General features: G+C 73.2%; 14 protein-coding genes. 5 read left to right on the top strand and 9 right to left on the bottom strand.

Translation table 11 applies throughout. The features are described from left to right. The first annotated feature begins 90 nt into the window (after positions 1–90). Positions 91–1,194, top strand: a complete 1,104-nt coding sequence (locus tag EBM89_RS11335) for an alpha/beta hydrolase (protein WP_233571685.1) — start codon at positions 91–93, stop codon at positions 1,192–1,194. Positions 1,195–1,281: 87 nt separating this feature from the next. Beyond that, complete coding sequence (locus EBM89_RS11340) at positions 1,282–1,491, top strand: hypothetical protein (protein ID WP_122149538.1); 210 nt, start codon at positions 1,282–1,284, stop codon at positions 1,489–1,491. Positions 1,492–1,605: 114 nt separating this feature from the next. On the opposite strand, the gene EBM89_RS11345 is transcribed toward EBM89_RS11340, so the two are convergent. The 5 genes from EBM89_RS11345 to EBM89_RS11365 all read right to left on the bottom strand — a co-directional run bounded on the left by EBM89_RS11345 (position 1,606) and on the right by EBM89_RS11365 (position 6,552). After that, positions 1,606–2,436 (bottom strand): ABC transporter ATP-binding protein, encoded by an 831-nt coding sequence (locus EBM89_RS11345; RefSeq protein ID WP_122149539.1) that lies wholly within the window; start codon positions 2,434–2,436, stop codon positions 1,606–1,608. Continuing rightward, positions 2,433–3,512, bottom strand: coding sequence for a FecCD family ABC transporter permease (locus tag EBM89_RS11350; RefSeq protein WP_122149540.1), 1,080 nt, complete (start codon positions 3,510–3,512; stop codon positions 2,433–2,435). Before EBM89_RS11350 ends, EBM89_RS11345 begins: the two co-directional genes overlap by 4 nt. Continuing rightward, a complete protein-coding gene (locus EBM89_RS11355; RefSeq protein ID WP_122149541.1) occupies positions 3,509–4,552 on the bottom strand; it encodes a FecCD family ABC transporter permease in 1,044 nt (347 codons plus the stop codon). The genes EBM89_RS11350 and EBM89_RS11355 overlap by 4 nt, the downstream gene beginning before the upstream one ends. After that, positions 4,549–5,589 (bottom strand): iron-siderophore ABC transporter substrate-binding protein, encoded by a 1,041-nt coding sequence (locus tag EBM89_RS11360; protein ID WP_122149542.1) that lies wholly within the window; start codon positions 5,587–5,589, stop codon positions 4,549–4,551. The genes EBM89_RS11355 and EBM89_RS11360 overlap by 4 nt, the downstream gene beginning before the upstream one ends. A 132-nt stretch (positions 5,590–5,721) precedes the next feature. Further along, positions 5,722–6,552 (bottom strand): helix-turn-helix domain-containing protein, encoded by an 831-nt coding sequence (locus EBM89_RS11365; protein WP_122149543.1) that lies wholly within the window; start codon positions 6,550–6,552, stop codon positions 5,722–5,724. 347 nt (positions 6,553–6,899) lie between these two features. Between EBM89_RS11365 and EBM89_RS11370 the strand changes: the two genes are divergently transcribed. The 3 genes from EBM89_RS11370 (at position 6,900) to nrdG (ending at position 11,194) form a co-directional block, all read left to right on the top strand. After that, positions 6,900–8,168 (top strand): calcium:cation antiporter family protein, encoded by a 1,269-nt coding sequence (locus EBM89_RS11370; protein WP_199732074.1) that lies wholly within the window; start codon positions 6,900–6,902, stop codon positions 8,166–8,168. Between the two features lie 178 nt (positions 8,169–8,346). Continuing rightward, on the top strand, positions 8,347–10,572 hold the full coding sequence (nrdD, locus tag EBM89_RS11375; RefSeq protein ID WP_122149544.1) for an anaerobic ribonucleoside-triphosphate reductase: 2,226 nt from the start codon (positions 8,347–8,349) through the stop codon (positions 10,570–10,572). Between the two features lies 1 nt (position 10,573). Beyond that, positions 10,574–11,194, top strand: coding sequence for an anaerobic ribonucleoside-triphosphate reductase activating protein (nrdG, locus tag EBM89_RS11380; RefSeq protein WP_122149545.1), 621 nt, complete (start codon positions 10,574–10,576; stop codon positions 11,192–11,194). Between the two features lie 289 nt (positions 11,195–11,483). On the opposite strand, the gene EBM89_RS11390 is transcribed toward nrdG, so the two are convergent. From EBM89_RS11390 to EBM89_RS21265, 4 genes are all read right to left on the bottom strand, one after another. Continuing rightward, positions 11,484–12,020, bottom strand: coding sequence for a hypothetical protein (locus EBM89_RS11390; RefSeq protein WP_122149547.1), 537 nt, complete (start codon positions 12,018–12,020; stop codon positions 11,484–11,486). A 2-nt stretch (positions 12,021–12,022) separates the two neighbouring features. Continuing rightward, positions 12,023–12,181 carry a hypothetical protein gene (locus EBM89_RS21260; RefSeq protein WP_158609650.1) on the bottom strand — a complete coding sequence of 53 codons (159 nt, stop codon included), beginning with the start codon at positions 12,179–12,181 and terminating at the stop codon, positions 12,023–12,025. A gap of 190 nt (positions 12,182–12,371) precedes the next feature. After that, positions 12,372–13,520: a GDSL-type esterase/lipase family protein gene (locus EBM89_RS11395; protein WP_122149548.1), complete on the bottom strand. Its 1,149-nt coding sequence runs from the start codon at positions 13,518–13,520 to the stop codon at positions 12,372–12,374. Further along, positions 13,520–13,857: TetR-like C-terminal domain-containing protein (locus EBM89_RS21265; RefSeq protein WP_199732075.1), on the bottom strand; the 338-nt coding region annotated here is incomplete at its 5' end. The genes EBM89_RS11395 and EBM89_RS21265, both read right to left, overlap by 1 nt.

A 13,857-nucleotide genomic window follows, 5' to 3' on the forward strand; every position in this document is an offset into this window, starting at 1 on the left:
TCCTACCCGGGGCGTCGCGCGGGCGCCCGTCACGGTCGACGCGAACGCCGGTAGTCAGCATGCTGATCTTCTTCGGCTACTCTGGCGCCCGTGACGGACGAGGCGGGACGACGGCGACGACGGTACGCGTGGGACGGGGCGCGCGCCCTGGTCGGGGTGGCGCTGGTCGCCGCGCCCGCCTGGACGGTGCTCAGCACCGGCGACGCCGTCCGGCACCAGCACGTCTCGCTCGCCGTGCTGCTGGGCGCGAGCCTCCTCGCGGGCGTCGCCCTGCTGGTGACGACCGCCCTGCGCCTGCGCGCCGACCGGCGAGCGGGCCGGGTGCACGAGCTCGTCGTGGACCCGTCCGCGGACGACGCGACCACCCGCGTCCTGCCCGAGGAGGCCTCCGCGCCGGTGCTGCCCTCCCCCGCCGACGCGCCCGTGCCGTCGCCCGCGCTGGTCGTGCCGTCGCCGTCCCGCGCCCGCCGGGCGCTCCGGGCCACCGGCGCCGGGGTCGGGCTGGTGCTGCTCGCCGTGCTGGCGGGCGCCGCCGCGTGGCTGCGGCCGTTCCCGGCGACGCCGGTCGCCCTGGACGCGCTGGCGAGCGACGACACGGTCGAGGTGGTCGAGACCGGCGGCTGGTACGCGTTCGTCCCGCGGGGCGTCGAGCCCACGACCGGGCTGGTCTACTCCCCCGGCGCGCGGGTCGACGTCCGCGCGACCGCTGTCGTGCTGCGCCCGCTCGCCGAGGCCGGGCACGTGGTCGTGGCGCTGAAGGAGCCGCTGGGCATCGCCCTGACCTCGCCCGAGCAGCCCGCGGCCGCGATGGCGGCGTACGACGGCGTGACGTCCTGGACCATGGGCGGGCACTCGCTCGGCGGCGTCGCGGCCGCGTCGTTCGCCGCCGCGCACGACGACGAGGTGGCCGGCCTGCTGCTGCACGCGTCCTACCCGCTCGGTGACATGTCCGACGCCGACCTCCGGGTCACGTCGGTGTCGGGGTCCGCGGACGGCCTCACCACGCCGGACAAGATCGAGGCGTCCCGCGCGGACCTCCCGGCAGGCACGACGTTCGTGGAGGTCGAGGGCGCGGTGCACGCGTTCTTCGCCGACTACGGCCCGCAGCCCGGCGACGGCACGCCGACGGTCTCGCGCGCGGACGCCCAGCAGCAGATCGTCGCGGCGAGCCTGGCGGCCCTGACCGCGCCCTGACCGCCCTGACCGCAGGGACTATCCGGACCACCCTCGTCGTTGTCCCGGGTGAGTGAGCAGCGACGAGGACGAGCGAGGCGAGCAGGCATGACCGCGACCAGCACGCAGGCACCGACGACCACCCCCGGGACCGACTGGGTGGACCCGCGCGAGCAGATCGAGGTCGGGGTGCTGCTGCCCAACGGCAGGCTTGTCGGCCGCCGGTTCGTCGACCGCGCGGAGGCCGAGGCGTGGGCCCGCCCCGAGGAGGGCGAGCAGGTCGTGGAGTACAACCTCGTCTGCGAGTGCAACGTCTGACGCCTCGTCGCGACCCGGTCGCCGAGGTCGTCACTCCTCGCCGAGGTCGTCTCCTGAAGGACGACCTCGTCATCACGTGACGACCTCGAGGGGCGTCGGGCGCCGGGGCGGCGCTCAGGGCGTCGGGGTGGCGCTGCCAGCCCGGGCGCGCACGTGGTGGCGGCCGATCGGCAGCATGAGCGGCCGGCCGGTCAGCGGGTCCTCGACGACCTGGCTGTCGAGGCCGAACACCACCCGCACGGTGTCCGCCGTGAGCACGTCACCTGGGTCCCCCACCGCGTGCACCCGGCCGTCCGCCATCGCGACCAGGTGGTCCGCGTAGCGGGCGGCGAGGTTGAGGTCGTGCAGCACCATGACCACCGTGGTGCCGCGGTCGCGGTTGAGGTCGGTGAGCAGGTCGAGGACCTCGACCTGGTGGCTGACGTCGAGGAACGTCGTCGGCTCGTCGAGCAGCAGCAGGTCGGTCTGCTGGGCCAGCGCCATGGCGATCCACACCCGCTGCCGCTGCCCGCCGGAGAGCTCGTCCACGGCGCGCTCGGCGAGGTCGACGGTGCCGGTGGCCTCCAGCGCGGCGGCCACGGCCTGGTCGTCCTCGCGGCTCCACCGGGACAGCACGCGCTGGTGCGGGTGCCGCCCGCGGCCGACGAGGTCGGCGACGGTGATGCCCTCCGGCGCCACCGGGGACTGCGGCAGCAGGCCGAGGGTCCGCGCGAGCTCCTTGGCGGGCATCGTGTGCACGGCCCGACCGTCGAGGAGCACCTGCCCGGCGCGCGGCGCCAGCAGCCGGGACATCGAGCGCAGCAGCGTCGACTTGCCGCACGCGTTGGCGCCGACGATGGCGGTGATCCGCCCGGCCGGCACGGCGAGGTCCAGGTCCTCGATGACGACGCGGTCCCGGTAGCCGAGGGACAGCCCGGCGGCCTGCAGGGTGTGCGTGCTGGTCACAGCGATCCTCCGGTGCGGTTGGTCCGCACGATCAGGTAGACGAGGTACGGGGCGCCGAGCGCGCCGGTGATGACGCCGACCGGGTAGCGCGCGCCGAACGCGTACTGCCCGACGAGGTCCGCGACCTGCACCAGCAGCGCGCCGACCAGCGCGGCGGGGACGAGCATCGACCCGCGGGCCCCCACGATGCGGGCGGCGATCGGCCCGGACAGGAAGGCGACGAAGGCGACCGGCCCGGCGGCGGCGGTGGCGAACGCGATGAGCACGACGGCCGCGACGATGAGCAGCAGCCGGGTGCGCTCGACCCGCACGCCCAGCGCGGACGCGGTGTCGTCGCCGAGCTGCAGCTGGGACAGGTTGCGGGACTGCGCGAGCAGCAGCGGTCCCAGCACCGCGAGCGCCACCAGCACCGGCACGACGTCGCGCCAGCCGGAGCCGTTGAGGCTGCCGGTCAGCCAGCGCATGGCCTCCTGCAGCTCCCAGCGCGGGGCCTTGGTGAGGATGTACGAGGTGACGGACTCCAGCATGGCGGCGACGCCGATGCCGATGAGGATGAGCCGGGTGCCGAGCACGCCCCGGCGGAACGACAGCAGGTAGATCACCAGCGCGACGCCGAGCCCGGCGGCGATGGCGAACACCGACACCTGCGCCCCGGTGAGGGACAGGAACACGATGGCGAACGCCGCGGCGGCGGACGCGCCCGTGCTGATGCCGATGATGTCGGGGCTGGCGAGCGGGTTGCGCAGCATCGTCTGGAACGTGACGCCGCCGATGCCGAAGCACAGGCCGACCAGCACGGCGAGCACCGCGCGCGGCAGCCGCAGCCGCCCGACGGTGAAGGTCGCGCCCTGGACGTCCTCGCCCAGCACGACCCGCAGCACGTCGCCCGGCGGGTAGAACGTGCGGCCGACCATGAGGCTCGTGACGAACACGGCCACGACCAGGACCGCGAGGACGGTGAGCACGACCCGGCGGCGACGCAGCCGCCGGGCGCGCAGGGCGGCGACGAGGTCGGCGGACGACGCGCGATCAGGCGCGGTGGGCGGGACGGCGGGGACCGTCCGGACGGCGGTCACAGCTCACGCACCTTCTGGCGGCGGACGATCGCGATGAAGAACGGCGCCCCGACCAGCGCGGTGATGATGCCGACCGCGATCTCCTCGGGCCGGGCGACGACGCGCCCGACCACGTCGGCGGCCGTGACCAGCCCGGCACCGGTGAGCGCGGAGAACGGCAGCAGCCAGCGGTGGTCGACGCCGACCAGCAGCCGGCACACGTGCGGGACGACCAGCCCGACGAAGGCGATGGGCCCGGCGACGGCGGTCGCGCCGCCGCACAGCAGGACGGCGCCGAGCGAGGCGGTCGCGCGCGCGAGCGCCACCCGCTCGCCGAGCCCGGCGGCGAGCTCGTCGCCGAGCGCGAGGGAGTTCAGGGAGCGGGCCGACAGCAGGCACACGACCGCGCCGACCAGCAGGAACGGCAGCACCGGCGTGATCAGGCCGAAGCCGGCGCCGCCGACCCCGCCGACCTGCCAGGAGCGCACGTTCGCGGAGATGTCCCCGCGCGGCAGCACGACGGCGCTGATGAACGACGAGAGCGCGGCCGACGTCGCGGCCCCGGCGAGCGCGAGCTTGAGCGGCGTCGCGCCGCCCTGGCCCAGCGAGCCCACCGCGTACACGAACACCGCGGCGAGCGCGGCGCCCGCGACGGCCGTCCAGATGAACGCCATCGTGGTCCAGATGCCGAACCAGGCGATGCCGACCACGACGGCCAGCGAGGCGCCCATGTTGACCCCGAGGATGCCGGGGTCGGCGAGCGGGTTGCGGGTCACGCCCTGCATCACGGCCCCGGCGAGGCCGAGCGCGGCACCGACCAGCAGCGCCAGCACGGTGCGCGGGATCCGCTTGGCGACGGCGGCCTGCCCGATGTTGTCCGTCGACCCGCCGAGCGCCGCCACGATGTCGGACCAGGCGACGCTGCGCGAGCCGATGGTCAGCGACGCGACCACCAGCAGCACCAGCACCGCGGTGACCACGAGCAGCCACAGCAGACGCACCCGCGCCGGGCGTCGCACGACGGCGACGCCCGGCGCAGGGCTGGTGACGGTCTGGGTCACTTGGAGGAGTTGACCGCGTCGGCGAGCATGCCGACGTAGTCGTCCAGCACCCAGGAGATCGACAGCGGCGTCGGGTTGGCGGCCGTGCCCATCGGGCCGGAGCCGTCGAGGAACACCACGGCGTCGTTGGCGATGGCCGGCATCTGCGACAGCAGCGGGTCGGCCTTCAGGGTGTCCACGAGCGCCTGGTCGCCGTAGGTGACGATGAGCTCGACGTCGTCGAACTGGTCGACCTGCTCGGCGCTGACGCTGCCGGAGAACTCGCCGGAGGCCGAGGCCTCCTCGACTGCGGCCGGGGTGGTCAGGCCGAGGTCGGCGAAGAACGCCGCGCGGGTGTCGTTGGCGGTGTAGAAGTTCACCGTGCTCAGGTCGGTGGTGTCGACGTGGGTCACGAACATCGTCGCGGCGCCCTCGAGGCCCGGGTGCGCGGCGACGGCGTCGGTGATCTCGCCCTCGAGCTCGGTGACGAGCTCCTCGCCCTCCTCGGCCATGCCCATGCCCTGCGCGTTGAACAGGATCATGTCGCGCCAGGACGTCGCCCACGGGGCGTCCGGGAAGGCCACGACCGGGGCGATCTCGCTGAGGGTGTCGTAGTCCTCCTGGCTCAGGCCCGAGTAGGCGGCCAGGATGACGTCCGGCGTGGTGTCGGCGACGGCCTCGAAGTCGATGCCGTCGGTCTCGTCGAAGAGCACGGGCTCCTCGCCGCCGAGCTCGTCGAGCTTCTCCTCGACCCAGGGCAGCAGGCCGTTGCCGTCGTCGTCGCCGAAGTTGGCGGCGGCCATGCCGACCGGGACGACGCCGAGGGCCAGCGGGACCTCGTGGTTGGCCCAGTTGACCGTGGCGACCCGCTCCGGGGCCTCCTCGATCGTGGTGGTGCCGAAGGCGTGCTCGATGGTGATCGGGAACTCGCCCGACGCCTCGGCGGCGGTGCCGCCCGAGGTCTCGTCGGAGGAGGCGTCGGTCGTGCTGCTGCACGCAGCCAGGACCAGGGCGACCGAACCGGCCGCGACCAGCGCGGACAGGCGACGGATGCGCATGCGTCGTCAACTCGCTCTCGGAGGAGGGAAGGGAGCCCCACCCGGGCACGGCGGCGCGGGCGCAGGCCAGCGCATCGCAGCATTAGGTGAGGATTACCTAAGACACTAGGCCGGGGACCGACGGTGGCGCAATCACGCGTCAGGGACGTCGGTCATCGCGATCGGGACATCCTCGGCGGGTCGGAACCGGCCCGGGGTCCGACCCGTCTCGCGGCGGAACGCCGCACCGAACGCGCTGGCCGAGCGGTACCCGACGACGTCGGCCGTCTCCTCGACGCTCGCGCCCGCCGCCAGCAGCAGCACCGCGCGCTGCACCCGCACGGCCGCCTGCCACCGGCCCAGGCTCAGCCCGGTCTCGGCGCGGAACGCCCGCGTCAGCGTCCGCGGGCTCACCCCGAGCGCCACCGCCCAGTCGGCCAGCGCGCGCGGGTCGCCGGGGTCGGCGTCGAGCGCGGCGACCACCGGGGCCAGCAGCGCCGACCGGGGGCGGCGCACCAGCACCTCGTGCGGGGCGGGCGTGAGCACGTCCAGCACCAGGCGCTCGGTCAGGTCGCGGGACGCGGCGGGCAGGGCCGGCTCGTCCAGCCGGTCCAGCAGCAGCTGCAGCAGCGGCGTGATCTCGACCGCCACCGGTCCCGGCGCCAGCGGCGGCACCGCGTGCACCCCGAACTGCGCGGTCCGGTACCGGGTCCCCGCCGGGGTCCGGGCGGAGTGCACCGTGCCCGCGGGCATCCACAGGCCGATCGTCGGCGTGATCGCCCACGTGCGGTCGCCGACCGTCGTGCTGGACGCGCCGTACGCATTCCACATCAGCTCGTGCGTCGGGTGGGCGTGGTCCTCCCAGAACGTGTCCTGCGCGATCAGCTCGGACATCCCCTGGATGACGTACGGCACCGGCACGGCGCCCGCGGCGTACACGGGCAACCGGCGGCTCACGACCGCGCGGCCGTGCGTGATCGACATCCCCGCAGCGTACGAGACGGCACCGCGGATCCGGAAAGACGTGGCGTCGCATTTCGGGTATCCGAATACCTGCACTCGCACATCCCGTGGACGAGAATTCTGTGAGCGTTCTCACCCGGGCCGACCTCGTGCATTCCGAGGGATTTCCCGTAATGTCGTCGCCGCGAAGGGGAGTAGCCCGGCCGGTGCGTGCACCGGCAGAGGTGGTCGACATGCTGGCGTCCGCGCCCGGTCACCTCGCCACGGCCCGCGGCCGTGGTGGACGAGACCTTCGACCAGCCGTTGCCCGCTGGTCGAGGTCGTCGTGCCCCCGCGCCGACGCGCTCGGCCCGTGCCGAGGAGAACCCATGACGTCCCGTGTCGACGAGCACGCGCCGACGCCCGCCGCACCGCCGCTCGCGCCGCCCGGCCCACGCGTGCTGGTGCGGTCCCTGCTGATCACCGCGGTGATCATGCTGCCCGCCGTGATCACCCGCCTGTCCGGCACGCACGCGACCCCGCTGCTCGCGCTCGCGGTGTTCGGCGCCGCCGTCGTCGCCGCGTCGTTCGTGCTCGCCTGGGCGGCCGAGGCCGCCCAGGTCGACGTGTCCGGCGGGTTCGCCATCGCCGTGCTCGCCCTGATCGCCGTGCTGCCCGAGTACGCGGTGGACCTGTACTACGCGTACACCGCCGGGTCCGACCCCGCGTACGTGCAGTACGCCGCCGCGAACATGACCGGCTCCAACCGGCTGCTGCTCGGCCTCGGCTGGCCGCTGGTCGTCCTGGTGTCCCTGTACGTCGCGGGCCGCGTGTCGAAGAAGCCCGCGACGGCCCTGGCCCTGGAGCCGGGTAACCGGGTGGAGCTCGGGTTCCTGCTGATCGCGGGCCTCGTCGCGTTCGTCATCCCCGCCACCGGGCACATCCACCTGGTCTTCGGCCTGGCCATGATCGCCTGGTTCGGGTTCTACCTGTACAAGCTCACCCGCGGCGAGGCCGAGGAGCCCGACCTCATCGGCACCGCCGCCGCCATCGGCGCCCTGCCCCGCCGCCGGCGCCGCACCACCGTGGTCGCGCTGTTCGTGCTGGCCGCCGCCGTCATCCTGCTCAGCGCCGAGCCGTTCGCCGAGGCGCTCGTCGCGTCGGGGTCGCAGCTCGGCATCGACGAGTTCCTGCTCGTGCAGTGGCTCGCCCCGCTGGCGTCCGAGGCGCCCGAGTTCATCATCGCCGTGCTGTTCGCCTGGCGCGGCAAGGGCACCGCCGCCATCGCCACGCTGATCTCGTCCAAGATCAACCAGTGGACGCTGCTGGTCGGCTCGCTGCCGATCGCCTACCTCGCGGGCGGCGGGTCCGCGTCGCTCGTGCTGGACACGCGGCAGACCGAGGAGATGCTGCTGACCGCCGCGCAGACGCTGATGGGCGTCGCGATCCTGCTGGGGCTGCGGTTCCACCGGTGGTCCGCGTGGGCGCTGCTCGCGCTGTTCGCGGTGCAGTTCCCGCTGACGTCGACGCACGGGCGGTTCATCCTGTCGGGGGTGTACCTGGCGATCGCGGCGGTGATCCTCGTCGTGCAGCGGCGGCACCTGGTGCCGACGCTCACCGCGCCGTTCCGACGGGAGCGGTCCGCCGTCGGGAGTTAACTACGACGCGTCGTACTCCGACGCGCCGTAGCTAACTCCCGCCCACCCGCCGCTAACAGCGCCGACGCACCCGGCCTGGGCCCAAGGACCCAGGCCGGGCCACCCCCCAGATCTAGTGTTACCGCGTTGTAGTTCGCACTAGATGTAGTGCGGAGCGGGAACGGGGAGGCGGGGCGCAGTGACCACCATCGGGCTGGACGACGCAGGACGGACGACCACCCGGGAGGTGCCCGTCCTCACCGTGCGCAAGCGCGACGGGCGCGCGCTGCCGTTCGACGCCGCCCGGATCCGCGCGGCGATCACCAAGGGCTTCGTGGAGGTGCACGGCGAGGTCGGCCCGCTGCACGAGCTCACCATCGCCGGCCTGGTGGACACCGCCGTCGACGAGCTCGCCACCCGGTACGCCGGGGAGGTGCGGATCTACGAGATCCAGAACGTCGTCGAGCACACCCTGCTGGAGTCGCACGAGTACGAGGTCGCGCAGGCGTACATCGACTACCGGGTGCAGCGGGACCTCGCGCGCTCCCGGGCGCTGGACGTGAACCACTCCATCGGCCAGCTGGTCGGCAAGGAGCAGACGGTCGTCCACGAGAACGCCAACAAGGACGCGGACGTCTTCAACACCCAGCGCGACCTCACGGCCGGGGCCGTCGGCAAGGCCATCGGCCTGCGGATGCTGCCCCCGCACGTCGCGAACGCGCACGCCAAGGGCGACATCCACTACCACGACCTCGACTACCACCCCTACGCCCCGATGACGAACTGCTGCCTCATCGACTTCCGGACGATGCTGTCCGAGGGCTTCCGGATCGGGAACGCCCAGGTCGACCCGCCGCGCTCCATCCAGACCGCGACCGCGCAGATCTCGCAGATCATCGCGAACGTGTCGTCCAGCCAGTACGGCGGCTGCTCGGTCAACCGCATCGACGAGCTGCTGGCCCCGTACGCGGAGCGCAATTTCGCCAAGCACCTCGCGGACGCCGAGCGGTGGATCGACGACGCCGACCGGCGGCGCGACTACGCGGCGGAGAAGACCCGCAAGGACATCTATGACGCGATGCAGTCGCTCGAGTACGAGATCAACACCCTGTTCACGTCCAACGGGCAGACGCCGTTCACGTCCGTGGGATTCGGGCTGGGCGAGGGCTGGTTCGAGCGCGAGATCCAGCGCGCGATCCTGCAGATCCGCATCCTCGGGCTGGGCAAGGAGCGCCGCACCGCGATCTTCCCGAAGCTCATCTTCACGCTGCGCCGGGGCGTGAACCTGGACGCCGAGGACCCGAACTACGACATCAAGCAGCTCGCCGTGGAGTGCGCGACCAAGCGCATGTACCCGGACATCCTCAGCTACGACAAGATCGTGGAGATCACCGGCTCCTTCAAGGTCCCGATGGGCTGCCGGTCGTTCCTGCAGGGCTGGGAGGACGAGAACGGGCAGGACGTGGTCGAGGGTCGGATGAACCTCGGCGTCGTCACCCTCAACGTCCCGCGCATCGCCCTGGAGACCCGCGGCGACCTCGACGCGTTCTGGGCCCTGCTCGACCAGCGGCTCGAGACCGTGCACGACGCGATGCTGTACCGCGTCCAGCGGTGCAAGGAGGCCGTCCCCGCGAACGCCCCGATCCTGTACGTGCACGGCGCGTTCGGGCAGCGGCTCGCCCCGGACGACGAGGTCGACGCGCTGTTCCGCGACGGGCGGGCCACCGTGTCCCTCGGGTACATCGGGCTGTACGAGGCCGCCGCGGCGTTCTACGGCGGCGCGTGGGAGTCCGACCCGGAGGCGAAGGAGTTCACGCTCCGCATCCTGCGGACCCTGCACGCGCGCGCCACGGACTGGACCGCCCGCCACGGGTACCAGTTCAGCGTCTACTCGACGCCGAGCGAGTCCCTCACGGACCGGTTCTGCCGCCTCGACACGAAGAAGTTCGGCCTGGTCCCCGACATCACGGACAAGGACTACTACACGAACTCGTTCCACTACGACGTCCGCAAGAGCCCGACGCCGTTCGAGAAGCTCGACTTCGAGGCCGAGTACCCGCAGTACGCGTCCGGCGGCTTCATCCACTACTGCGAGTACCCCGTGCTGCAGCAGAACCCGAAGGCCCTGGAGGCCGTCTGGGACTACGCCTACGACCGGGTCGGCTACCTCGGGACGAACACCCCGATCGACCACTGCCTGGAGTGCGACTACTCCGGGGACTTCACGCCCACCGCCCGCGGCTTCGCCTGCCCGGCGTGCGGCAACGACGACCCGCGCACCTGCGACGTCGTCAAGCGCACCTGCGGCTACCTGGGCAACCCGCAGCAGCGGCCCATGGTGCACGGCCGGCACGTCGAGATCTCGTCCCGGGTCAAGCACATGGCCGGCAGCACCGGCACCCTGCCCACGCCCGCCGCGGGCTGACGTGCCCGGGCGAGACCCGCTCCCGACCTGGCGCTCCGACCGGCTCAGCCAGGACCGGGTCGCGGACTACAAGCCGTTCGTCATGGTCGACGGCGAGGGCGTGCGGTGCAGCCTGTACGTGTCGGGCTGCCCGTTCGCCTGCGCCGGGTGCTTCAACGAGGCCGCGTGGTCGTTCCGGTACGGCACGCCCTTCGACGACGCGCTCGCCGACCGGATCGCCGCCGACCTCGCGCACGAGGCCGTGCAGGGGCTGACCCTGCTGGGCGGGGAGCCGTTCCTCAACACCGGGGTGTGCCTGCGGGTGGTGCGGCGGCTGCGGGCCGCGCACGGGCGCGCCAAGGACGTGTGGTGCTGGTCCGGCTACACCTTCGAGGAGCTGCTCGCCTGGGCCGACCGGGGCCACACCGACAAGGCCGACCTGCTGGCCGAGGTCGACGTGCTCGTGGACGGCCGGTTCGACCTCGACCAGCGGGACCTCACGCTGGCGTTCCGGGGCAGCCGCAACCAGCGGGTGCTGGACGTCCCGGCGTCCCTCGCCGCGGGCGCGGCCGTCCCGTGGTCGGGCCGAGTGCGCACCGCGGACGCGGGCGTCGAGCAGGTCGACCGGCGCCCGCTGATCTGACGCCGGACGAGGCGAACGGGCCGCTCAGTCGTCCCGAGCCCCGTCCACGCGGTCGCCCGGTCGGCGATCCCGACCAGGAACCGGGCCGTCGGTGGACGGACCCCGCCGGCCGCCACTCCGCCTCGTGGCGCTCCTGACGCGGACGAGCGCCACGACGATCAGGGCGATCGCGACGAGGACGACGAGCGCGACGACGGCGATGACCATGAGGCTGCTGTCCCCGAACACTGCATCCACCACACTTTCTCGCACTGGCGATGTCGATGGCGTCTCCGTGCCACTCGACGAGTCAGGGCGTCGAGTGCACCGTCCTGGTCATACGGTGCACGTCCAGCCAGATCTCACCGTTGACCGACATGGCATTGGCACTGAGCCTGCCGGAGTAGGACATCTTCGCTCGTGCTGGCGAGGCGCCGTTCTGCTTGCCCCGGACCACGGACGGGGCCTTCGCGCTGCAGGTGCCCGCGTACACCTTGCAGAACCCCCCTCGCGGATCGCGCACCTCGGCCAGACCACCGCGCAGATTGGTCGTCTTGTAGTCGACGACGAACCCGGCCTCGCTGATCGTGTCCTTCCTGCTCACGCGACAGTCGTAGTACCACCACGCACCTACGCCGCTCGCGGCCCGGCAGCCGCCGATCGACTCGCCCTTCCGGGACTGCCCAGCAGGTTCGATCACGACGGGCTGCTCCACGTCGACCCAGGCCCGCGAGCCGTCGCCGAAGACCTCGACCGTCCGAGACACTCCCGCACGCTCCTCGGTCCAGGTCCTGATCGGATCCGCACCCGTGCTGGAGTCGGGGAGCCCACCGCTGGCGAGCTTCACGATCAACGCGTCCTGCGTCGGACCGTCGATCCGCCCTCCGTCATGTGCGAGCGCAGCGCCGCCTCATCCGGCACGGCAGGTCCGCCCGCCGCGGACGCCGGCGTCACGCCGATCCCGAGCAGCAGGAGGGCCGCCGCGACCACGACGGAGTTCTTCTTCACGCGACCACGCTCTCTCGACCTCGCCCATCAGGAAATGCCGGTACGCGAATCGACGAGAACGCGTTTCGGCTGCCCGAGCACCCTAGGGATATCCGGGGACGAGCAGCACCAGGAAAGGGGTTACCCGCTGCGGAGGAGAGGAGAACCCACGGACTCTGCAGACAGCACCCCGTCCCCCGAGGGCACGCCATCACCCCGCGAACGGGCCGCCCGCCCCGAACGCCCACCGGGCGAACCGCTCGCCGACGACCTGGTGCGTGGCCGCGTCCGGGTGCAGCGCGTCGGGCAGCGGGTGCGTCCGCGCGTCGGCCTCGCCGTAGAGGTCCAGGCCGTCGAGCAGGTGCAGGTGCGGGTCGTCGGACCGTCGCTCCACCAGGGAGGCCATGGCGTCACGGATCACGCGGAGCGTGAGCCGTCCGTGCGTGCGCGCCCCGTCGTCGTTCGCCGCGAAGCGGGCCTGTCCCGTGGCGAACGACGACGGGTCGATCGAGCCCGGGCCGGGCGCGTCCTCGTGGATGCCGCAGAACAGCGGCGACACCAGGACGAGCGGCGTCGTGGGGTGCCCGTCGCGGATGGTGTCGAGGAAGCCGTGCACGGCGGGCACGAAGGTCCGCAGCCGCATCCCGTCGAGGTTCACGACGTTGATGCCGAGCTTGACGCTGATGAGGTCGGCCGGGGTGTCCCGGATGACGCGCGCGGTGAACGGGTCGACCAGGGCGCTGCCGCCGAACCCGAGGTTGCGCAGGTCGACGCCGCCGAGCCGGGCGGCCACGGCGGGCCACGTCCCGGCCGGGGTGGCGGCGTTGGAGCCCTGGCTGATGGACGACCCGTGGTGCACCCACCGGCGACCGCGCGGGGCGGCGGCACGGACGGGCGCGTCCGCGCGCAGGGCCAGCACCTCGACGGACTCGTTGTGCGGGAGCCAGACCTCGACGGTCGACGCCCCGGCGGGCAGGGCGAACCGCGCGGTGTGCGGCTCCCCCGGCTCCAGCGCGGTGGCGCCGGTGCTGAGGTCGGTGACGAGGGCGTCGCCGCCGGTGAGGACGTCGGACGCCACGAGCACGCCGTCGACGACGAGGTCGAGCGCGCCCCGCGCGCGGTGCACGCCGCGGAACGCCATCCGCAGCGGGTGGACGTCGACCTCGAGGACGGTCGCCGTCGTGGTCAGGGCCAACCGGACGCCGGACGGCTGCGCCGCCATGGCGAGCAGCTGGCCGTCCGGGAACTGCCGGCCGACCCAGGCGGGCAGGCGCTGCGGGCGCAGGCCGCGGGCGGTGGTCTCGACCTCGGCGGCGCCGTGCAGCAGGTCGGGGGTGGGACGGGTGGTGGTCAGGGTCATCAGGACGGGTCCTCGGTCGGGGTGGGCCAGGCGCGGAGCAGGGCGTCGAGCGCGTCCACGACGCGCTCCCAGGACTGCTCGGGCGCGGGGGCGCTGTGGTCGAAGGAGCCGACGCGCTCCAGGTTCACGAAGCCGTTGACGGTGCTGCCCAGCAGCCGCACGACGTGCACGCGCTCGGCGGGCGGCACGGCGTAGTCGCGCAGCACCGCGTCGGTGAGGGCGACGACGTCCACGGCGGACGGCGCCGCGACGGCGGCGGGTCCGGCGCGCCGCTGCAGGGCCGCCCAGCGGCCGGGGTGCGCGCGGGCGTAGTCGCGGAACGCGTCGGCGTAGCCCG

Origin of the sequence: Cellulomonas triticagri (assembly GCF_003696205.1) — a bacterium.
Taxonomy (GTDB): domain Bacteria; phylum Actinomycetota; class Actinomycetes; order Actinomycetales; family Cellulomonadaceae; genus Cellulomonas; species Cellulomonas triticagri.